The following is a 21448-nucleotide window of genomic DNA, read 5'->3' as shown; positions in this document are numbered from 1 at the left end:
GCTGCGAATATTCTTCCGTTCAAACTGAGCCATATTCAATCTACCTCGTTCTTTGAGAATGTTGTTGTGATGCACCATGCAACCTGGGGATTTGAATGTGGCTTTTTCTCGATCTCGTATTTTGCAAGTTGATATTTTATAACAAAACAAGGATTGTCGTTGTTATTAAAGCCTGAAGTGGATCATTCGGATGGCGTTAAAGCCGGGAGGGGGGTGATGAAACAGACGGAATTCATGCAAAAGGATGCTGGGGCTAACCATTGGCAGTCTAATTTGAATGATGGAAGGTGGTATTGTGATGAATTTACGTTGGCGGAAATGCATGGTGGTTTCTCTTCTCACCAGTTTCATGCTGTATCCCATTTTGTTGTTTACCGGACCGATACAAGCATCAAGCGCTGCAGACGAGTTCGATTTGCTGAGGGAGAGGTGGCATGTATATTTGACCGGGGGGACGGCAATCGACACGTCGGACCCGGAAATTGCAGCGAAAATCAGCCAAATCGAAACCAACGCGAACAAGCACTGGTCAGCGATGAACACAAACGCCGGACGAACTTATCTGTGGAGCGATCTGGCGAATTGGAGTGTCTCCAGCACGATCTCATCCAACTATGTAAGGCTGAAGGAAATGGCTCTGGCCTATTCCACAACAGGGTCTTCCCTCAAAGGGGATAAGCAGCTGGCTGCAGACATCCTAAGTGGCCTGGACTGGATGTATGCGAACAAATATAACGAAACGAAGAGCGAGACAGGAAATTGGTGGGATTGGGAAATCGGCGTGCCGATGAATCTGACGGATGCGATGGTCTTGATTTATGATCAAATGTCCGCAACGCAAAAAGCTAACTACACGAAGGCTTTGGACAAATTCGTTCCGGATCCAACCTATCGCACAAATTCTCCTTCACTCCGGGAGACCGGTGCGAATCGGCTTGATAAAGCGCTAATTGTCTCTTTGCGCGGCGTGCTGAATAAATCGGATGCCAAGATTGCGCAAGGCCGTGACGCGATCAGCCAGGTGTTGTTGTATGTACAGAGCAGGGACGGCTTTTACGAGGACGGTTCATTTATCCAGCATGACTATGTCGCGTATACAGGAAGCTACGGTGCCGTTCTGCTCGAAGATATGGCGAAGCTGCTGTATCTTCTAGGCGGTTCGAGTTGGGATGTGACGGACCCGAATATCGCGAATGTCATTCGTTGGGTAACGGAGGCTTACCGCCCTTTTCTGTATAAAGGCGCGATGATGGATACGGTGCGAGGGCGTGCGATATCGCGCGAAAGTTCACAGGATCACCAGGCGGGACGGAAAATCCTGGCTTCACTCGTCATGCTCGCCGACGGCCTGAACGCTCGGGATGCCGCAACGGTTCGCCAAATTGCCAAAGGCCAAATGATGTCGGATACAACGTTCCCGAGTTATACGGAGGGGCTGTCCATTTTCAGCATCGGCAAAATCAAAGCACTGCTTGGCGATCCATCCGTTGAACCCGCAGGCGATATGATCGATACCCATGTATTCGCAGGGATGGATCGCGCCGTACACTTAAGGCCTGATTTCGGCCTGGCGCTTGGTATGTTCTCGACGCGGATTTCGGCTTTTGAATACGGCAACGGCGAAAATACCAAGCCATGGTGGCAAGGCGCAGGCGCAGCCTACATGTACAATGCGGACCAGACGCAGTTTTCGGGGGCCTATTGGCCAACGATTGATCCGGTGAGATTACCGGGAACGACTACGGACGGCTCTACGGGGAGCGTGGGCTCGTTCAGCTTCAAATTCAATACTTCGAATTGGGTAGGCGGTTCATCGATTGATGGCCCTTACGGTACGGTCGGCATGCAATTTTCGATGTCGAAAAACACGGGTACTCCGTTATCCGGCAAAAAGTCATGGTTTCTATTCGGCGACAAATATATAGCGCTCGGATCCGACATTTCGAGCACCGGAGGTCGATCAGTAGAGACGATCGTTGAAAATCGCAAGCTGAACGAGAACGGTTCAAATACGTTGACGGTTGATGGAACGGTTAAGCCTGCGGCGACGGGGTGGACGGAGGCGATGACAGGCGTACAGTGGGCGCATCTGTCTGGAAGCGAGCCCGGAGCGGATATCGCGTACGTATTCCCTGGAGGGGCGACGGTCCATGGTCTTCGAGAAACGAGATCCGGCTCCTGGAAGGATATCAACACCGATGGAAGCGATAAGCTTCTATCCGCGCAATACGCCAGCCTTGCGCTAAATCACGGTATCGATCCGGTGCAAGCTTCCTATGCCTATGCCGTTTATCCGGGGGCGACAACGAGTGAGGCGGCCGGTTATGCGGCGAACCCGGGCTTTACGGTTTTGAAAAACACGGGAAACGTACAGGCGGTGATGGAGACCACCGATCAAATGGCGGTCGGAGCCAACTTTTGGAAGGATGCGGTTGAAACCGTTCAAGTGAACGGAGCCGATTACTTAACTAGCAATAAGAAATCATCCGTCACCATCGTTGAGAGCGGAGATGAGCTGCAAATCGGGGTTTCAGATCCGACCCAAGCAAACGGAGGGACTATTGAAGTCGAAATTCACCGTGCGACAACCGGCGCGTTGCGGCTCGACCCGGGGGTTACAGTGAAGCAGTTTGCACCGACGACGGTATTGGAAGTCAATACGGCGGGAGCGATCGGGAAAACGTTCCTGGCTAAGCTGAGCACAGGGTCAACGACGCCGCCAGTGGCGCCACAATTGATCGAAGCCTTGCCAGGACCCGGTTCAGCTGCGCTGAAATGGTCCGCAAGCGCAGGAGCAACAGGATACCGAATTGATTACGGGACAGCGCCCGGCAACTATACGAATACTGTGGATATATCCGCAGTCAGCGGAAATAACCAGTATACCGTCACAGGGCTAGCCGACGGGGCAACGTATTATTTTACGATAAAAGCACTTAATGGCGCCGGTAACGAAAGCGCCGCATCCAATGAATTATTCGTAACGCTTGGATACGCAATCTTGCCTTCCGACGATGTCTACGTACGCAGCGGGTCTTATGCAAACACGAACTTCGGATCTTCCGATCAATTGGTTATCAAAAACGATCCCAACGCAGGTTATCACAGGTACTCCTATTTGAAATTTGATTTATCTCATCTGCCGGATCAGGTCAAAAGCGCGCAAATCCGCCTGGTTCCGACAAGTGCCGGACTTGCCAACACACAAGGCGTCGCTTTTGAAGTTAGCAATCATGCATGGACCGAAAGCAGCATGACATGGAACAACAAGCCTGCCGCCGGCAGCCTAATCGGAAGCTGGACCGTCCCGGCAGCGGGGACGCCGGCAACCTTGGATGTAACGGCACAAGTGAATGCGGCCATGGCTGGTGATCGTACAATCGCCGTTCAGCTGGCTCAAACGACCAACTATGGCTCGACCGGCTGGGTGATGTACGGCTCTAAGGAGCATACGAATGCAGCTTACCGGCCCTTGCTTCTGTTCGAGCCGCAGGATACGGTTCCGCCAAACACGCTGGCGACATTATCCCCGGAGAAGCCGGACGGCGATAACGGTTGGTATGTCCAGCCTGTAACGCTATCGTTGGCCGCGGAGGATTCATTATCAGAAGTAACCGCATCGGTATACAGTCTGGACGGTGGAAGTTCATGGCAGCCGTACACTGAACCTGTTACATTCAGTGAAGACGACAAATATACAATAAGCTATCGATCAAAGGATGATGCGGGTAACCTAGAGCCCGCGAAGATGATTGAATTTAATCTGGATACAAAGGCCCCTCTTATTACGTTTGGCGATCCGGCAGCAGAAAGCTACGGTATTGATCAGGACTTATTGCCGCAATTTGATGTAAGCGATGATTTGTCCGGCGTCGATTCTAAGAAGATAACTTTGTTGCTTGACGGTCGGCCTCTGGAACAAGGCGCAACGATTCCACTGTTTACATTGCCAGTGGGCAGTCATTCATTAGAACTTACAGTTTACGATTCAGCAGGAAATATGGGGAGAGCCAGTGTGGATTTCCAAACGACGGCGACTACAGAATCGCTCAAAGCGCTGGTCGCAAGGTTTGAGAAGGGCGGATGGATTGACAACAACGGCATCGCGAACAGCTTGAGGACAAAGCTCGACCAGGGTGAACTGAACAGTTTTATTCACGAAATTCAAGCACAGAGCGGCAAACATGTCCATAGCGATGCTGCACGTTACTTACTTCAGAATGCAGAGGCATTGATTTAACATAGCAATCGGGAAGCAAACAAAATCTTGCATGGGCCCTTTTCGCCTGTGCTTTTTTTTGTGCATATAACCTACTTAATTGAAAAGTTCGCGGAGTTATTTAATGAAAAGTATGTTGACGGTCTACATAACTTTAACCACTTGAGTTCATTTTTGCACAAAAGGGTCTCCATGAATTGAACTGTCTTTCATGAAATGCCTGTGGGTATAATCGAATTGCAAAAGGTACCACACTAAACGGCAAAGGAGTTGATGCCGTATTCTGGACGAAAGAAGTACCCGGATTTTGACGCTGCTTCATGAAGCAGCCGATTATGTGTCGCTGGAAGAACTGATGCAGAAGGTCGGTATCTCCAGACGAACCGTCTATTATGATATGGAAAAAATAAACGACTACTTGAAAGCGGTTCATCTTCCGCCGGTCAAATACGTCAGGACAGTCGGCTATTATTTGCCGGATGAAAGCCGGTCCGGTCTTCCGCAGTCTACCGGGAAGCCTCAAACACAGCAGTATTATTTGTCCCCACGGGAAAGAATGGCCTGGATGTCGCTTTATCTGTTATCGGCGGAGGCTCCGCTCTTTGTTCATCATTTTACGGACCTTTTGCAGGTTAGCCGAGGGACCGTACTCAAGGATTTGAATATGGTTCGGTCGGACATGAAGATCTCGAAACTTAAAGTAACCTACGACCGCAAGCGGGGCTATGGCGTACATGGGGAGGAACGTGACAAGCGGAAGGCCCTGAGCCAATACTTCGGACAGATTTTCGGTCATGCCGGCTGGGAACAGATATTTAACCGGAATCCGGAATCGGAAAGTCCGGATCTCGCCCAAGTCTTATTTCCCCCTATGAAGTCAGGTCACCTGAAGCGGGTGTATCGCCTGATTTCGGATAGCGAAATAACGCTGGGCGTAGATTTGACGGATGAGATGTTATTTCATTTGACGGCACGGTTCCTGTTATATGTAAGGCGGATTCAGACCGGACAGTTTATCTCGATAGATGAAGATGAACGAAACGTGCTGCGGAGGAAACCGGAGTACGAAGTTGCCGCAGGGCTTGCCGAAGGTCTTGGCCAAATGTTCGGCGTCTCCATCCCGGACGAAGAGATTTGCTACTTTACGATGCATTTACTGGGAGCCAGGGTTAACCGGATGGAACAGATGACCGGATCCGAAGAGGTGCTTAAGCAGCTTCGGCAAGTGACCAGACAGATGACGGATGATTTTCAGCGTTACGCCTGCGTATTCCTGCCGAACAGAGAAACGATGGAAGAGAATCTGCTTGTTCATTTGAAGCCGGCTTATTATCGGATCGTATACGGACTCGGTCTTGAAAATCCGCTGCTCGAAAATATCCTATCCAAGTACAGGGAAGTGTTCGAGCTGACCCGCCGATCCGCGGCTCCGTTCGAACAATTGGTTGGGCGTCAACTTGACGACAACGAAATCGGATATCTCGCGATGCATTTCGGCGGCTGGCTGCGCAGAGAGAACACGAAGCCGGCCGTACGGCGACAGGCAGCCATCGTTTGCGTCAACGGCATTTCCGCTTCGCGAATGCTGAAATCGCAGCTGGAGAACCTTTTCTCGGCAGTGGATATTACGGCCGTGCTCTCACTGCGGAATTACGAGTCCTTTGATGAAGACCATGTTGATTTTATTTTCTCAACGGTCCCATTGCCGGATAGCAAAGTGCCCGTTCTCTTAGTGAATCCGATTCTCAGCGATAAGGATAAGGAGCACCTGCTGAACCAGGTCAACATGGTTGCCGGCCGTAATTCTAAGACCCCGGCGTACTCGGTTCAAGCACTGCTCGATATCGTCCATAAATACGCCGTGGTTAGGGACGAAGCAGGTCTTACGGAGGAGCTGAACCATTACTTGTCCGTTGGGAAAACATGGCTGAGTGAAGCACGCAAGCCATCTCTATCGGATCTGCTCACCGGACAGATGATCCAAATGAAAAGAAAAGCTGCCGACTGGCGGAGCGCTGTACGCGATGCCTCCGAGCCCCTGCTGAAGGATGGGCGCATCGATGAAGCCTATATTGATGCGATGATCTCCAAAGTCGAGGCGCTAGGCCCTTATATCGTCGTTGCTCCGGGTATCGCGATTGCGCATGGCAAGCCGCAGGATGGTGTCCGGCGGCTGGGCATCAGTCTGCTGCGGCTGGAGGAACCTGTCGCCTTCTCAGAAGAAGCAAGGCATCAAGTTCAGGTCATTCTGGTACTGGCTGCGATTGACGGCGAATCCCACCTCAAAGCGCTGTCGGAGCTGACCATCCTGCTCAGGGAGAAGGAGAGCCTGATCCGTCTGAAAGAGGCCAAGACGAAAGAAGAGATACTGCAGCAATTACACACCGGTCTTTAGCATCGATTAGAATACCGGATTTGGGAGAGATGAGAATGAAATTTTTGGAACCGTCGCTAATTGCCTTGGATGTTGAGGCCGAGACGGCCGAAGAAGCGATCCGCTTAGCGGGAGAACTGCTGGCGAAAGCGGGTGCGGCGGAAGAACGTTATGCCGACGCCATGGTGAAATCTTATCGTGAAAGAGGTCCGTACTTTGTTCTTGCACCCCATATCGCACTTCCGCATGCCCGTGCGGAGGATGGGGTGAAGGAAGCGTCCGTCTCGCTGATTAGATTGAAGAAACCGGTCGTATTCGGCCATGCGGCCAACGACCCGGTACAGCTTGTATTTGCGCTTGGCGGCTCCTCAAGTTCGGAGCATATCGCCATGCTGCGCAAGCTGACCACCTTGCTGAGCAGCCCGGGCAGCATTGAACAATTCATGCATGCAACGGATGTTGAGACAATCCAACAACTCATTAGGGGGAACGAACAATGAAAATTTTATGCGTATGCGGTCTTGGACAAGGAACGAGTTTGATTCTGAGAATGAATGTGGAGAACGTCCTGAGCGGTATGGGAGTAAGTGCCGACGTGGAGCACACGGACGTGTCAACGGCATCCGGAACCGCAGCCGACTATATCATTACAAGCAACGAGCTGGCCCAAAGCCTTCAAGGGCATGCGGCCCAAATTGTGATCGTCAACAACTATTTCGACACTAACGAAATCAAACAGAAGCTGGAAGAAGTGCTGTAAACCATTAGAAAGGGAGAGGGCATATGGACGTACTTTTTTGGATTGCCACCAACATTTTTGGAACGCCCGCCATTCTGCTCGGATTCATCGTTCTGGTCGGCCTTCTGCTTCAGAAGAAATCAACGAGCCAGCTTGTAAGCGGCACCTTTAAAGCGATTATCGGCTTCCTCATCATCGGTGCAGGCTCTGATGTTATCGTGAAAGCCTTGAATGTATTCGAGCCGATGTGGAAGGAAGTCTTCGGATTGGAGAGCGGAACCCTCGGTACCTTCATGGGGCAGGAGGCATTCAATTCCAAATTCGGCAGCGCCGTTACGCTCGCCATGCTCATCGGCTTTCTGATCAACGTTCTGCTGGCACGCTTCACCCGGTTTAAATTTATTTACCTGACCGGACACATGATGTTCTGGACGTCGACCGTTTTTGCGGGCGTGATCGTTCATGCGGCCAGCGGCATCCCGATCTGGAAGCTGGTACTTATGGTCGCTGTCGTCCTTGGCGTGTATTGGACATTCCAGCCGGCGCTGGTTCAGCCGTTCCTGCGTAAAATTACGGGCAACGATAACATTGCGCTTGGTCACACCTCGGCCTCGGTTGCCTTGCTAGCTGCCTTGTTCGGTAAATTATTCGGCAACAAAAACAACGATTCCGAGAAAATCAAAGTACCCAAAGGCTTCGAGTTTCTTCGCGATTCCAACGTCATCACTGCACTCAGCATGGGGGTTTTGTTCCTGATCGGGGCCATTATTCTGTCGACGAAGGGCACACCGGCGGCTGCGGAGCTGATGAAACAATCGGGTGACCAGAACTTTATTATCTACTCCATTATCCAATCCTTTACATTCGCAGGCGGAATCGCCATCGTTCTGATGGGGGTCCGGATGTTTGTCGGCGAGCTGGTTCCGGCCTTCAACGGGATCGCTACTAAACTGGTACCAGGCGCTAAACCGGCACTGGATGCGCCGGTTGTATACCCTTACGCGCCGAATGCGGTGGTTCTTGGCTTCCTGGGAGCTTTCGCCGGAGCGATTATCTGGCTGCTTGTACTTGGCAACACCGTTTCATACATTTTCGTGCCAACGATGATCGTCTTATTCTTCCACGGCGCTACGGCGGGGGTATTCGGGAATTCGACAGGCGGTGTCCGCGGAGCTGTTATTGGCGGCTTCATCACTTCGACCGTGGTTGCTTGGGGACAGTTTCTGATGGTTCGCTTCTTTATCGCCTCGACGGTACCGGATACGGCCATGTGGGCAGCCGATTCCGATATGTTCATCATTGGGCCGATTTTGCACTTCCTGGCGAAGCTGTTCTTTTAGAGGTTATTCAAAAAGCAGCTGACCTTTTGAATATTGAATGTTGAACACGCATTTTTAGAGATCTGGCCAGGTTCCAATTTTATAGAGAGTGGAGGAGAAACGATATGGGCTTTATTCGTACTTTACATGGAGATATCAGCAAAGAGAAACTGGGCTTTACGTATTCCCACGAACATATCGTATGCCGTCCGGCCTACTGGCAGGAACGGGGCGAGGACGATTTGCTCCTGGACGATAAAGAGAAGTCCAAGCTCGACGTTCTTGACTTCAAACAACACGGCGGACGCTCGATCGTGGACGCTACAGCCATCGATTATGGACGAGATGTTCAAGCGGTACAGGAAATCGCAGTTGAAACCGGCATTCATATTGTAGGAACGGCGGGCTTCAACAAAAGCTTTCTGTGGGACGCCAAAATCAAAGAGGAGCTTAAACCGCTGATCGGCCACTATGAAACCTACGCCCAGTGGATTGAAGCAAAAAGCATCAACGAGCTGGCGGATTTCGTCATCCGGGAGGTTGAAGAAGGGCTGGAGGGAACGTCTTTCAAAGCAGGCCAGGTTAAATTCGGGACAGGCTATAACCGTATTACGCCTCTGGAGGAGAAGACGCTGCGTGCTGTAGCGCGCGCTCATCATGAGACAAAGGCGCCCATTCATTCCCATACCGAGGTTGGCACCATGGCGCTGGAGCAAATCGAGCTCCTGAAGAGCGAAGGTGTGGATCTGTCTTTTTTGAGTCTGGGGCATATGGACCGCAATCCCGACCCGTACTATCACGAGCAGATCGCCGCAACGGGGGCCTTTATGAGCTTCGACGGTATCGGCAAGATCAAGTATGCACCGGAAAGCACCCGAATCTCGCTTATTCTGGAGCTTGTCCGCAAAGGCTTCGAAGATCAAATCCTCATCAGCGGAGATACCGCCCGGAAAACCTACTACAAGCATTACGATCAGGGTCTCGGTCTGGAGTACATTATTTCCAAATGGGTACCGCGCTTTGTGGACGAGGCGAACCGAAACGGCTTTGACGGACCAAAGCTGGTGAAGAAATTTTTCGTAAGCAACCCGGCCAACTGCTTTTCATTTAAAAAGTAAGGGGGGTGCCACTATGAAATTCGAACTCGAAAATTCGGATGAGGTGAAGGATAAAATACGCCAATTCCGTGCTGCCATCCTTCCTATTGGTGCCGTTGAAGCGCATGGTCCCCATCTGCCGCTGGGCACGGATAACCTGCTCGCGACCAGACTCGCGGACAAATTAGCCGAACGGACAGAGAGCTTCGTTCTGCCGACCCTCCCCTATGGCCAGGTGTGGAGCTTGCGCAATTTCCCGGGGAGCATCAACGTCTCAAATGAAGCACTCATCCGGCTGTTAGCAGATATCGGCGAAAGCTTGTACCAGCAAGGATTCCGCATTTTCGTCATGGTGAACGGCCATCTCGGCAATGCGGTTGCACTGAAGGAAGCTGCGAGAGTGTTATACGAACGGGTGCCCGCACTAAGAGTGTTCTATTTCTTTTACCCTGGCACGAAGGAAGTAACGGCTTTGGTACGAGAAGCTTCGGCTGCGCACGCGAGCTATATGCATGCTGATGAAATCGAGACATCCTATATGCTCTATCTCGCGGGCGAATATGTGGACATGAGCAAGGCGATCGATGGTGCCCCGCAGATCCCGATCGAAGCGGATTGCACGCCAACGCCGTGGGAGGAAATGACTTCCACTGCTGTGCTTGGGGATGCAACGCTGGCAACGAGGGAGAAGGGGGAGAAAATCATCGAGCGCAGTTTGGAAGTGATGGCCGGGATGGTTCTCCGGGCTAAAAGAGCATTGTCAACCGATGATCAACCGGAAGAGAACAGATAGCATTGCAATTACAGGAACAACGAGGTGAAAAAGACGATGATGAACACCTATTTTGATGTGATTGGCGGGTTGTTGAACAAAGTTCGAACCGAGCAGGCCAAGCCGATCCGTGAAGCGGCGGAGAAGGTAGCGACCTGTATTCAGCAGGGCGGGATTATTCACTTGTTCGGCTGCGGACATTCACATATATTGACCGAAGAAGTCTTTTACCGAGCAGGCGGACTTGTACCGATTCGTCCGATTCTGGTTGAGAAGCTGATGCTTCATGAAGGTGCGGTCCGGTCGTCCGAGCTGGAAAGACAAAACGATCTTGCCGTTGAGTTTATGGAGAAGCAGGATATTCGCGAAGGCGAGATTGTATTCGTATTGTCCACTTCGGGGCGAAATCCCGTTCCTGTAGATGTCGCTTTGATGGCGAAGGAGAAGGGGGCCTTTACTGTAGGCATTACCTCTCTGGAATATTCCAAAAGCATGCCCTCCCGACACAGCAGCGGCAAGCATCTGGCGGATGCCGTTGATCTGGTGATCGACAATTTCTCGGTCAAGGGCGATGCCGTATTGAGCCATCCGGGCCTCCAGGTACCCTTTACGCCGAGCTCGACGGTGATCGGGGCCCTCATTTTGAACTCCCTGTTCGCCGAATCTATTGAGATTATGATTGAAAAAGGCTTCAATCCTCCCGTATTTCTCAGCGGAAATATCGATGGTTCCGATGAACACAACAGAGCGCTGGTTGAGGCTTATAAAGGACGGATCGCTTTACTGGCATGATAAGAATGTGCTTAGCGAGAAATAGCTTAGCTTCCGAAATGAACGTAAGTCCGAAAACGAAAATCATCCTACCTAAACGGGAAGCAGTCATTATTAGCATATATACGAATTGCCCATGAGCAGGATCTTGAACAATAAATAAAGCAGGCCGCCTGGCAAAGATCAAGCACGCGAACGTCAGGGATACGGAAGAGTGAAGCCGTAACTGCGATTTCTGCAAGAAAATTGTCTCGGCAGGCCGTTACAGGATGAGGAGGAAAGACATGTTCACACAAACCGTAACCATACAGAATGAGCAGGGCTTTCATGTCCGTCCGGCTCAGCTTTTCTCGGAAAAAGCGGGACAGTTTGGAGGAGAGGTTCATCTGAGAACTAGCGAAGGACGCTCCGCGGATTGCAAAAGCATGCTGGAGCTGATGACGCTCGGCATTGAACAAGGGGCTGTCGTGACCATCGAAGCTAATGGAGATGGAGAACAAGAGGTAGTCGAAGCACTGGTACAGCTAGTCGAAAGCAAGTTTGGTGAAGCCTGATGAAGAAGCTGCATATTCAAGGAATCGGCGTATCGGAGGGAATCCGGATCGCAAAGGCATACATCTACAAGCCTTCGCAGGGGGCAAGCAGCGACAGCAGCCCCGATGAGAAGGATATTCCCGATACACCGGCCGCTATCGATGCCGAGCTTATCAAGCTCCGTGAAGCCAAAGCCAGCTGTGCGGAGCAATTGGATGCGCTGACGGAAAAAGCGAAGGAAGCCGTGGGCGAAGAGCAAGCCGGTATTCTTGCGGGGCAGCGGAAGCTTCTGGAGGATCCTGCCTTCTATCCGAAGATGGAGACGCGGGTTCGAGAGAAACTGGAGCCCGCGCCAAAGGCCGTTGCCGAAATTGTGAGTCAGGTCGCTTCCATGTTGGAAGGCATGAACAATGATTATATGAAGGAACGCGCCGCAGACATACGTGATATCGGCAATCGTCTTCTCGCTTGTCTGTCGCCAGGGCATTCGCGCGGCTTTACGGGTATCACCGAACAGGTAATTTTGGTTGCCGACGATTTGGCGCCATCGGATACGGTTCAGCTGGACCCTGACTTGGTGATCGGTTTTATTACTCGCACTGGAGGAGCGACCTCGCATACCGCTATTCTCGCACGGTCGCTCGGGATTGCGGCTATTGTCGGCGCTGGGGTCGGCGTCGACGGCATTGAGGACGGCGACACGCTCGTCCTCGACGGATCCGCCGGGCTGTGCGTTGCCCGGCCGGACAAGGCAGAAGCGGAGCAGTATCGGCTCCGCATGCTGCAGGACCTCGAGCGCAGGCAGTCGCTCGAGGCGTACGCGGCGCGCCCGGCAGTGACCGCCGACGGCGTGCGCGTGGAACTCGCGGCGAACATCGGCAGCGCCGCGGAAGCCTCGACCGCCGTCCTGCAGGGCGCGGACGGCGTAGGGCTGTTTCGCACGGAGTTCCTGTTCATGAACGCCCAGGCCATGCCGGGCGAGGAGGAGCAGTTCCGTGCGTATCAGGAAGCGGCCCGGACGATGGAGGGCCGCCCCGTAATCATCCGCACGATGGACATCGGCGGAGATAAGGAGCTTCCGTATCTGCAGCTGCCCAAGGAAACGAACCCGTTCCTGGGCTACCGTGCGATACGGGTAGGGCTTGTACGCCAGGAGCTGCTTCGCACGCAGCTGAGGGCGGTGCTGCGGGCCAGCGCCTTCGGAACGGTAAAGGTGATGTTCCCGATGATCTCCGGCCTGCAGGAATGGAGGCAGGCAAAAGCCATCCTGACGGAAGTGCAGGCGGAATTGAGGCAGGACGGCATCCGGTTCGACGAGCAGATGGAAGTTGGCATCATGGTTGAGATTCCCTCAACGGCCGTGTTGGCGGAACGATTCGCGAGCGAAGTCGATTTCTTCAGCATCGGTACGAACGACCTTGTGCAGTACACGGTCGCGGCGGACCGCATGAATGAACATGTCGCGCACCTGTACGATTATTATCATCCAGCCGTGCTTCATCTAATCCGCACGGTCATTGAGGCATCCCACACGGCCGGTAAATGGACCGGCATGTGCGGAAGTATGGCGGGTGATCCGCTCGCGGCACCGCTCTTACTCGGACTCGGGCTCGACGAATGGAGCATGGAGGCAAGTGGTCTCAGCCGGATGAAGGAAAGGCTCGCTACTCTGGATCGTCAGGAATGCCGCGAGCTGGCGAAGCGCATACTTCGTCTCGATACGCCTCAAGCCGTACGTCAAGCGCTGGCGGAATTTCATCACGTGAAACAGGCAGTGGTATAGATTACGGATTCACATGACTTGTCCAACATAGCAGGTGTTGGGGGTTCTCAGAAGTGGCATACCCGTATGCGTGATCGTAGTTGGGGTCAAATAGCTGCTGCATATAAAGAAATGGCGGTGCAGGGGGTTTCCCCTATGCCGCCATTTCTTTGTTATCGACTATTTACCCTTTACGACGCAGTACATTGGCAATTACGCCAACGATTAAGCCCCAAACCGCATTTATTGCAAAGACACTTATCATTGCCAGCGGATTCGTTAATGGACCTTGCAATGTTCCATCGATAAGGGGAGAGGTAATCCCGCTGATAATGATAGCAAATAAGGCATAACTCAAACCCGCAAAAACAAGAATGACAACGGGATAAGCCGTTCTTTTGAATAGAACGAGCATGAGCCAGGCCAAAGAGATGAGAACCGTCATCAGAATGCTGCCGAATGCTTGGCCGATCAGCTCCATGATCCCGGTCATCTTCATGATGGGTCTGACAAGCGCTAAAGCGCCCAGACCGAGAATGAAAAGCAGGTTTTCTTTTACGATATCGATTGTTTTCATATCCAATCCGTTCCTTTCCCATGTATGTGTTAATCTGTCGCCTGATGAAGTCGATAAGACCCCGTCCGATTCATCCTCCAACTTGTATGAATATTGCCAGTGCCTGCATTGATTTTCCCGGCTGTTGATAACAATAACAAATCCATGTTGTGAACTTATGACGATGCTTGGTGATTTACGTGAATTTTTCCGATGGATTTCCCGATCTCCTGACAGCCATAATATGCTAGACTACCTATATATTACTTTTAGGAGTCCATCATACGATGAAGACATTTACTATTTTGTACATTGAAGACGATCAGGAAATCGGTTCCTGGTCCAAGGAGTTTTTAATCAGCCAGGGCTATGAGGTGATATGGAAGAGTTCAGGCTATGATGTGGAAGCAGCAATGGAACATTGCGATCTTGTCATTTTGGACATTATGCTTCCGGGTCTGGACGGATTCACGGTCGGTCAGCGGCTAAAACGAATCAATCCCGCTGTACCTATCCTGATGCTTACGGCCAGAACCGCAATCGAGGATAAGCTTACCGGCTTGTCTTTTGCCGATGATTATATGACAAAGCCGTTTCATCCGGATGAGTTGGCCGCCCGGATTCAAGTCCTGCTCAGGCGCTCCGTCACTGCGGAACCGGAACAGCTTCTGATCCGGCATTTAATCATCGACCGAACAGGAAGCCGTATTTGGAATTCCGTAACCGGGGAAGAGATTGTGCTTACAGGTAAGCAGTTTCACATATTCATGTATTTCCTGGACCATCTGAATCATATTTTGACCCAGAAGCAGATTTATGAAGCCGTATGGGGCGAGCCGCATCTGAACGGAGACAAGACGTTGAATGTGCATATCCGGCATCTGCGAGAGAAGATCGAGCTGGATTCCGGCTCCCCCCAAATTATCGAGACCATCCGCGGCGTAGGATACCGGGTGCGATCATGAAGATCCGCGGCTCGTTAATGAGCAAATATCTGATCCTTATTTTGACCGCCTTACTGCTATGGCCGATCATTCCAGCCCTGTTTTATTTACCTGGTTATATGTTTAGCGATCATCCAGTATATCGTCCGGAAGAGATAACCCGCATGTGGCAGCAGGAGGCAGACAACCTGGACGGTGCAGGTAGGGATAGGATTATTTCTAGACTGGGAGAGTTGAACGAGGACTATCCGGATGCTGAAATATTTTGGGTGGACCCGTCAGGGAGGACGAATGCAGTCAGAGACCTCTCGGAAGATATACCTGAGCAATGGACTTATGAGGATATTCTCTCGATTCGAGCGCAAGACCGTTATCAAGAAACGCTGGTCTTAACCTCCCTCATCGGAAACGATCCGAAGCAAGGCTTTATGGTGATGCGGCTCCCGGATTCCCATATCCTTGATGCAGAGATGTCGCTATCGGGAAACCTGCCGCTCATCTTTCTGTTTCTAATGATTTGTGTATGCTTCTTTATGCTGTCATGGCTGTTCTTCATTAAGCTTCGCAAAAGACTGATCAGGCTCCAATCCGCGATGACCGTAAATGGATTGAAAGAAATTCCCGACGAAGTCACGATTATGAAGAACGACGAGATCGGAGAACTCGAAGGCTCGTTTAATCGGATGGTGAAGGAGCTCAAAGAAAGTCAACAACGGGAGCGGGAGGAGGAGGAACTGCGCAAGCAATTCATTTCAACGATTTCCCACGATCTTCGAACCCCGTTGACTGTCATCAGGCAACATGTCCATACCGTTCGCAATAACCCTGCTTCTCCCCAAGGACAGGTTTCACTTTCTGTCATCGAGCATAAGCTGGACGACATCAGTAATCTGATGGATAATCTTCTGTCATACACGTTGTTATCGGCGGGGAAGTATCCGCTGCACAAACAGCCGATTGATATTGTAGAAGAAGTCCGGAATCGAGTGGCTCAGTGGTATCCAGTATTCGAGGCTAAGGGATTTGATGTCTTTGTCGAGCTTCCTGATGAGACGTTATTATGGGATGTGGATCCATTGTGGTTTAACCGGATCCTGGACAATGTGTTTCAGAATGTAGTACGCCATGCGGGAGCGGGTCGCTACATCGGCATTCAAATGATTGATCGTGAGAAGCAGCTGATGCTGGTCATCAACGACAAGGGCCCGGGCTTCTGCAACGAGTCGCCTGAAAAAGGCGCAGGGATCGGTTTGTCCATTGTATCGATGATGGCCAAGGAGATGGGGATGCAATGGGAAATGAAATCCGACGCAGACGGAAGTGCGTTTTATATTTGGATTGATAACAGTTGCAGTGTTATAACTCACGCGACAGATTAAGCTATGAGAAGGTAACAGTAGCTGAAACGAATGTGAGCTAGTTATCGATTTTATGTTTGTTATTGGAATACATGTATCGTTTTCTTTGGAAGACCAGGGAAGAAGCTGCGTACAAGTCGCTCAGAGTGACTTATACGCAGCTTCTTTTTTTGAGCGTTGGCTTACCTATCCAGGATAGAGAGTTTACAGCTTCACGTAAACGAAATTAACCCAAACTTAAACTTGAGGTCACTTTGCCTTTCGATAAGGGAGGTAGAATGGGGTGTAAAGTGAAGGCTGAGTTATTAAGGAGGTAAGTTAACCAACATGAAGATTGAGCATAAAAAAGTTTCAGCAGAGCTCCAGACAGCGCGATGGATAAAGATGCGTAGAATTTGTGGTTATGGCGCTGCCCTAGCGGTGACGCCGTATTTATTGATTAAACTGGCATGGAGCCTCGGTTACTTCATACCAACCGAGCAAATGGGAGACGTTAGTTGGCGTGCGATCAACGCAGCTACCGCAGTGCTTGCGGCGATCGGAATTCTACTGGCAGTGGCGTTCACCAGGCCGTGGGGTGAACGCCTGCCTGCATGGCTAATTGCCTTCCCCGTATGGGTTGGCACGGGTCTGCTCGTTCCCATGCTGGTCTTGGCACCGGTGCTAGGACCGGCAGCTATGACTCGGGATCAGGAAGCAGGGGCAGCCGATGTTTGGGTGTACGAACAATTCTTTGTCATGGTCTCGCTTGTTGGCATCGGCATTTGTCTGCCTCTCGCCTTCGCAGGGTATGCGAAGACACGGTGGCCGGAGGCGTTCGGTGATTCGATTGACTATAGCAGGTTGCCCGGTAATACTTGGGTACTGCAGCATACATTGTCCAGGCTGGTTGGAGCAGGCTGTATCCTGCTAGGTACCATTAAGGTGTTCTGGGCTGCCGGAGGCACCCTCGGCATGGATCCGGCCAGATTGGACGATCGTGATGTGTGGTGGCATCTGCTGACGTTTAGTACCGGAGCGTGGTCCATCGCGGGGGCGTGGGGATTGCTGGTGCTAACTTCCCGGCGTGGGTCGCAGCGTTTTCTGTACCCGATGGCATTGGCTTGGATTTCGTCGGGCATGCTGTTCTCTTATAATCTCTTTTCCGCTATTCGTACCGATTCGCAGTTCTCGCCAGAGTACCCGCTGCTGCGGATGCTGACCACAGAGGCCGGTATCATCTTAGGTGTAATGATGATTATGATCATTCTGCTCGTTCTGCATGATCGACGTCGTGCCTTGTAGACGATTCGTTGGAACACGTCATGTGTAGTGCGATATCGATTCGGAACATTACGTCGTTCAGGCAGCGAGTATCCTTACCTGTCGGAAGGAAAAAACAAACATGCTTATGAAGTCGCGGAAATCGCGGCTTTTTTGTTTAGGTGAAACTAAACATACAGACCATCCAAGAGAAATGATTGTTCAAAAGTATGATTTTAACAGAATGAAGGCAATCTATACACGATTGGCTCACTTATATCAAGGTAGTGGAGGATATGTATGTCTATTTTTAAACCATCGAAAATTGCGCGCTCGATATATGAGATTGACGGAGAAACACTCCAGCAGGCAGGTATTAAAGGGATCATCCTTGACTGGACCAATACCATAACGACGAAAAATGCTGAATCCTTAACCGATTTGATGAAAGATTGGCTGAATAACATGCAGTCCCGATACGGAATTAAGGTGATCATCGTCTCTAACAGCAAACCACCGATGCATGGTCACGGACAGATCCATGAGATTCCAGCATTGTTCGAAGCCGGTAAACCGAAGAAAAAAGCGTTTTTAGCTGCATTGAATCTACTCGGAACGCGCAGTAACGAGACAGCCGTTATCGGAAACGGCATCATTACCGATCTATGGGGAGGAAACCGTCTGGGGATGTACACGATTTTCATATCTTCTTCATGGGCGAAACCTCGGATTTTAGGCGTAGTCAAACGACTATTCGTAAAAGTGCTCCGAGTATAAACATGAGTGCTACAATTGGAACATAATTGATGTGATTTGAGGGGTGAAGGGATTGGATTTTTTGGCCGCGTTCACTATTTAAGATATTTTAATATTTCTCCACTTTTTACTTAAATTATCTTCCCTAAACGGTAGACGGCTATTTTGTGGGTTTCGATAATTACGTAGAGCTGCTGGGAAGTCTTCCTTCCACAAGGCGGCATTTAACACGTTTTACTTCAGCGCGGTCAGCGTTCCGCTCATGGTCATGATGTCACTCGGGTAAGCGATGCTGCTCCATAAAAGTATATATTTTCAAAAATGGCTTCGGACCGCTTATAGAATGCTGCTAGGAAGTGAAAGTTATCCATTTACTTATGGAGAGGATCAGGCTAAAAGAATAGATAGCGCTTAATCGTATCAGCGACATATAAACATGTTATTATAGACTGCAACCCCGAAGATATATTAGGTTCGGGGTTGTTTTTTGTTACTTCATTCAACTAGCCAAATGAATGATCAAGCAATAAGCTAAAGATGTATATTGCTTTAGAAGGAGCATGAATCCATGAGAGTATTACCTGAACCTACGTGGGCACGACTAGGCTTTTCAGAAGCTCCGGATTTTACGGAATCCGGGAAAAACATGGGTATCGTCATCATTGATACAATTACCCCTCATCCTGCACTTCAGCATTTAGGCGATCGATTACAATACGTCACCGTTCATGACGACTTCTCCATTACATGCCGAAATATTGCTTTAGAAGAGTCCGTTGAACATGAAGACGCTAGTGGTGAGCATGGGTTGATGACACTATTGGCACTATCTCATAAACCTTTTGTTTTCCAAGGAAAAACGCATATAGGCATTGCACCGGCGGCACATTATATCGTGCTTAATCACGGGGCGTTCAAGACTGGGGAAGGAGAACGATTAAAAGCCGGGATCGAGTGGATATTGAATAAGCAGAAAGAATGGAATATTCGAATCATATTAAGTACGGGATGGCATGCACTAGATCATCAGGTATATCTAAAAAGCACAAGCAAAAACAGCACGGTTCAGGCACTAGCTTCAGCCGTTAGAAGTGGGGTTCTTGTGGTCTGTGCAAATGGGAATACGAGAACGAGAACAGCGAATATGTTGCCGCCTCGCGAATATCTAGCCGTGGGGGGATACAATGACCGAGGCCACGCAGAGCGCCACATCCATGTACCATTTCCCGATGAACCGTATGGACGAAATGCCGAGGGGCACTTCAGGCCTGACGTTCTAGCACCACGAGTATACTTGACCGTTCCTTTTTGTGAATTCATTAAAAAAGCAGATGTCGTTTCCTATTATGAGGGAACATCAGGCGCAGCAACACTCGTAACCGGAGTCGCAGCATACCTAATGTCTACATTTCAAGGTTTAGATGCAGCAACTCTACGCACTGCGTTGACGACATACGGTGATCGTATACATGGCTACGATAATCTAGCCCCCAGGGTTAACGTCGCCAAAACAAAAACCGCAATTGAATTGGGTCAGATAACGAATCAACCCCAAGTAGCTTTACAGTCCCTGCGGATCAGGGACACACATATCGCACTACATTCCCAAGATGACATCAAAAGGGCGATATCCCTATCTACTCTCGTGGAAAGGCAGCTTTGCTCACGGAACCTTTTATGGCAATATTCATTCGATCGCTCGCCAATCGTAAGAAAAATCGCTGTTTGTGCTTTGGAAAAGCCCATAAACGAATATGAGCGAGAGGTTTTCTGGGAGCGATTAGCTCAGGAATCGGAAGGCGGCGTCCGTGGTTGGTATGCCTATGCATTATTGCAAGTCGCAAGGAAAAATGAAGGTTCCAAGTGGATTCCATTGTCAACGGATATCAATTGGACGGTTCGATGGTGTGTAAGCGAATACCTTGCCATGTTTCCTGACTTCTTTCCGCAATTTGAACCGACGCATGATCCAGATTCTATAATTTCAAAAGCCTCTCCGCTAATACAATGGCTAAGCGGACATAATGGATAAGCGCGGAGCCCCATTTTCCCGAAAGAGCTGGAATCCGATTCATTAATGTGAACGCGTCGGACAATTGATGGACAGTGTGCAAGGATGTATTGGTGCATAGCTGTATGTGGTGTGCATCTGAAGTGTCGGTATTCACTGCTGTATGGGATTGCATCTGATGTGATGTGTGCACACCTATATGCGAGTGCGCTATTGTGTCCGTGTGGACAGCTGTTTGTGGCGTGCGTCTGATGAGTTAGTGTGCAGCTGTATGTGGAGTGCACTGATGTGTCCGTGTTCATAGCTGTATGTGGCGTGCGTCTGATGTGTTGATGTGCAACTGTATGTGGAGTGCACTGATGTGACGGTGTGCATAGCTGCATGTGGTGTGGACAGCATGTGTCGTGCATCTGATGTGTTGATGTGCACACCTATATGCGAGTGCACTATTGTGTCCGTGTTCATAGCTGTATGTCGCGTGCGTCTGATGTGTTGGTCTGCACAGAGCTATATACGGTGTGCATAGCTGTATGCGGACAGGAGATCCGCTATTTCCCAACAACTGTACCAAAATCACCGATTCGCGGACACAGAATCCGTTATTCTCGGATTTTTCTTATTTTTTGCTGTGATTTGCAGGCAATAGCGGAACCTGTGTCCGCCTAACCCTATGTTCAGCACCTTTTCTTACAAATAGCGGAACCACGGTCTATACGGAGTTGGTTAAATAGCTTCTTCCTCATAACCCCCTAAAGATGATTAGTTTCCCTTATGGGTTTTCAACAATGTCTGCTTTAAGGGGATTCACTTAATTAAATGTATCTTCAGCCTCTGCCTCTATATATCCGTCAGCAGAAAGCGGTGTAACAGATGTATAAGCGGCAACGATGAAAATGGGATACCGTTCATCTGGTTGATCCATCAACAGGAATGCTAAAACGCAGCTTATATGAGCAAAAAAATAAAACCGGCGCAATAATGTGCCGGTTAATTC

The 21448-nt window shown here is 50.3% G+C and carries 16 protein-coding genes; 15 read left to right on the top strand and 1 reads right to left on the bottom strand.

Annotated elements, in window-relative coordinates:
- The first annotated feature begins 298 nt into the window (after positions 1 to 298).
- The 10 genes from MKY82_RS18575 (at position 299) to ptsP (ending at position 13608) form a co-directional block, all read left to right on the top strand.
- On the top strand, positions 299 to 4240 hold the full coding sequence (locus MKY82_RS18575; RefSeq protein WP_339294060.1) for a polysaccharide lyase family 8 super-sandwich domain-containing protein: 3942 nt from the start codon (positions 299 to 301) through the stop codon (positions 4238 to 4240).
- A 286-nt stretch (positions 4241 to 4526) separates the two neighbouring features.
- Positions 4527 to 6614 carry a BglG family transcription antiterminator gene (locus tag MKY82_RS18570; RefSeq protein ID WP_194543091.1) on the top strand — a complete coding sequence of 696 codons (2088 nt, stop codon included), beginning with the start codon at positions 4527 to 4529 and terminating at the stop codon, positions 6612 to 6614.
- Positions 6615 to 6649: 35 nt separating this feature from the next.
- Positions 6650 to 7093, top strand: coding sequence for a PTS sugar transporter subunit IIA (locus MKY82_RS18565; RefSeq protein WP_194543090.1), 444 nt, complete (start codon positions 6650 to 6652; stop codon positions 7091 to 7093).
- Complete coding sequence (locus tag MKY82_RS18560) at positions 7090 to 7353, top strand: PTS sugar transporter subunit IIB (RefSeq protein WP_113058962.1); 264 nt, start codon at positions 7090 to 7092, stop codon at positions 7351 to 7353. The genes MKY82_RS18565 and MKY82_RS18560 overlap by 4 nt, the downstream gene beginning before the upstream one ends.
- A gap of 23 nt (positions 7354 to 7376) precedes the next feature.
- Positions 7377 to 8672 (top strand): PTS ascorbate transporter subunit IIC, encoded by a 1296-nt coding sequence (locus MKY82_RS18555; RefSeq protein WP_113058963.1) that lies wholly within the window; start codon positions 7377 to 7379, stop codon positions 8670 to 8672.
- A gap of 104 nt (positions 8673 to 8776) precedes the next feature.
- Positions 8777 to 9769 (top strand): phosphotriesterase, encoded by a 993-nt coding sequence (locus MKY82_RS18550; RefSeq protein ID WP_194543089.1) that lies wholly within the window; start codon positions 8777 to 8779, stop codon positions 9767 to 9769.
- 13 nt (positions 9770 to 9782) lie between these two features.
- The gene (locus MKY82_RS18545) at positions 9783 to 10541 is read left to right on the top strand and encodes a creatininase family protein (RefSeq protein ID WP_339294059.1); all 759 of its coding nucleotides are present in this window, start codon (positions 9783 to 9785) and stop codon (positions 10539 to 10541) included.
- Between the two features lie 36 nt (positions 10542 to 10577).
- The gene (locus MKY82_RS18540; protein WP_194544834.1) at positions 10578 to 11312 is read left to right on the top strand and encodes an SIS domain-containing protein; all 735 of its coding nucleotides are present in this window, start codon (positions 10578 to 10580) and stop codon (positions 11310 to 11312) included.
- A 263-nt stretch (positions 11313 to 11575) separates the two neighbouring features.
- Entirely contained in the window at positions 11576 to 11845 is a 270-nt protein-coding gene (locus MKY82_RS18535) for an HPr family phosphocarrier protein (protein WP_260068352.1), read from the top strand.
- Complete coding sequence (gene ptsP, locus MKY82_RS18530) at positions 11845 to 13608, top strand: phosphoenolpyruvate--protein phosphotransferase (RefSeq protein WP_339294058.1); 1764 nt, start codon at positions 11845 to 11847, stop codon at positions 13606 to 13608. The genes MKY82_RS18535 and ptsP overlap by 1 nt, the downstream gene beginning before the upstream one ends.
- A gap of 163 nt (positions 13609 to 13771) precedes the next feature.
- On the opposite strand, the gene MKY82_RS18525 is transcribed toward ptsP, so the two are convergent.
- Entirely contained in the window at positions 13772 to 14164 is a 393-nt protein-coding gene (locus tag MKY82_RS18525; protein WP_194543085.1) for a hypothetical protein, read from the bottom strand.
- A gap of 266 nt (positions 14165 to 14430) precedes the next feature.
- Between MKY82_RS18525 and MKY82_RS18520 the strand changes: the two genes are divergently transcribed.
- From MKY82_RS18520 to MKY82_RS18500, 5 genes are all read left to right on the top strand, one after another.
- Positions 14431 to 15108: a response regulator transcription factor gene (locus MKY82_RS18520; protein ID WP_220684958.1), complete on the top strand. Its 678-nt coding sequence runs from the start codon at positions 14431 to 14433 to the stop codon at positions 15106 to 15108.
- Positions 15105 to 16466, top strand: coding sequence for a HAMP domain-containing sensor histidine kinase (locus tag MKY82_RS18515; protein ID WP_339294057.1), 1362 nt, complete (start codon positions 15105 to 15107; stop codon positions 16464 to 16466). The genes MKY82_RS18520 and MKY82_RS18515 overlap by 4 nt, the downstream gene beginning before the upstream one ends.
- 306 nt (positions 16467 to 16772) lie before the next feature.
- A complete protein-coding gene (locus tag MKY82_RS18510) occupies positions 16773 to 17729 on the top strand; it encodes a hypothetical protein (protein ID WP_339294056.1) in 957 nt (318 codons plus the stop codon).
- A 258-nt stretch (positions 17730 to 17987) separates the two neighbouring features.
- Positions 17988 to 18464 carry a YqeG family HAD IIIA-type phosphatase gene (locus MKY82_RS18505; protein WP_339294055.1) on the top strand — a complete coding sequence of 159 codons (477 nt, stop codon included), beginning with the start codon at positions 17988 to 17990 and terminating at the stop codon, positions 18462 to 18464.
- Positions 18465 to 19011: 547 nt separating this feature from the next.
- The gene (locus MKY82_RS18500; RefSeq protein WP_339294054.1) at positions 19012 to 20475 is read left to right on the top strand and encodes a S8 family serine peptidase; all 1464 of its coding nucleotides are present in this window, start codon (positions 19012 to 19014) and stop codon (positions 20473 to 20475) included.
- Positions 20476 to 21448: the final 973 nt, after the last annotated feature.

It is taken from the genome of Paenibacillus sp. FSL W7-1279, assembly GCF_037969845.1.
Lineage (GTDB): Bacteria > Bacillota > Bacilli > Paenibacillales > Paenibacillaceae > Paenibacillus_AQ.
This window is presented reverse-complemented; position numbering and strand designations above follow the sequence as displayed.

What these genes read in the sequence shown, in the direction of transcription:
- MKY82_RS18575 (WP_339294060.1), top strand. Translation starts at nt 299, where the DNA reads ATGAATTTACGTTGGCGGAAATGCATGGTGGTTTCTCTTCTCACCAGT.
- MKY82_RS18565 (WP_194543090.1), top strand. Translation starts at nt 6,650, where the DNA reads ATGAAATTTTTGGAACCGTCGCTAATTGCCTTGGATGTTGAGGCCGAG.
- MKY82_RS18560 (WP_113058962.1), top strand. Translation starts at nt 7,090, where the DNA reads ATGAAAATTTTATGCGTATGCGGTCTTGGACAAGGAACGAGTTTGATT.
- MKY82_RS18555 (WP_113058963.1), top strand. Translation starts at nt 7,377, where the DNA reads ATGGACGTACTTTTTTGGATTGCCACCAACATTTTTGGAACGCCCGCC.
- MKY82_RS18550 (WP_194543089.1), top strand. Translation starts at nt 8,777, where the DNA reads ATGGGCTTTATTCGTACTTTACATGGAGATATCAGCAAAGAGAAACTG.
- MKY82_RS18545 (WP_339294059.1), top strand. Translation starts at nt 9,783, where the DNA reads ATGAAATTCGAACTCGAAAATTCGGATGAGGTGAAGGATAAAATACGC.
- MKY82_RS18540 (WP_194544834.1), top strand. Translation starts at nt 10,578, where the DNA reads ATGATGAACACCTATTTTGATGTGATTGGCGGGTTGTTGAACAAAGTT.
- MKY82_RS18535 (WP_260068352.1), top strand. Translation starts at nt 11,576, where the DNA reads ATGTTCACACAAACCGTAACCATACAGAATGAGCAGGGCTTTCATGTC.
- ptsP (WP_339294058.1), top strand. Translation starts at nt 11,845, where the DNA reads ATGAAGAAGCTGCATATTCAAGGAATCGGCGTATCGGAGGGAATCCGG.
- MKY82_RS18525 (WP_194543085.1), bottom strand. Translation starts at nt 14,164, where the DNA reads ATGAAAACAATCGATATCGTAAAAGAAAACCTGCTTTTCATTCTCGGT.
- MKY82_RS18520 (WP_220684958.1), top strand. Translation starts at nt 14,431, where the DNA reads ATGAAGACATTTACTATTTTGTACATTGAAGACGATCAGGAAATCGGT.
- MKY82_RS18515 (WP_339294057.1), top strand. Translation starts at nt 15,105, where the DNA reads ATGAAGATCCGCGGCTCGTTAATGAGCAAATATCTGATCCTTATTTTG.
- MKY82_RS18510 (WP_339294056.1), top strand. Translation starts at nt 16,773, where the DNA reads ATGAAGATTGAGCATAAAAAAGTTTCAGCAGAGCTCCAGACAGCGCGA.
- MKY82_RS18505 (WP_339294055.1), top strand. Translation starts at nt 17,988, where the DNA reads ATGTCTATTTTTAAACCATCGAAAATTGCGCGCTCGATATATGAGATT.
- MKY82_RS18500 (WP_339294054.1), top strand. Translation starts at nt 19,012, where the DNA reads ATGAGAGTATTACCTGAACCTACGTGGGCACGACTAGGCTTTTCAGAA.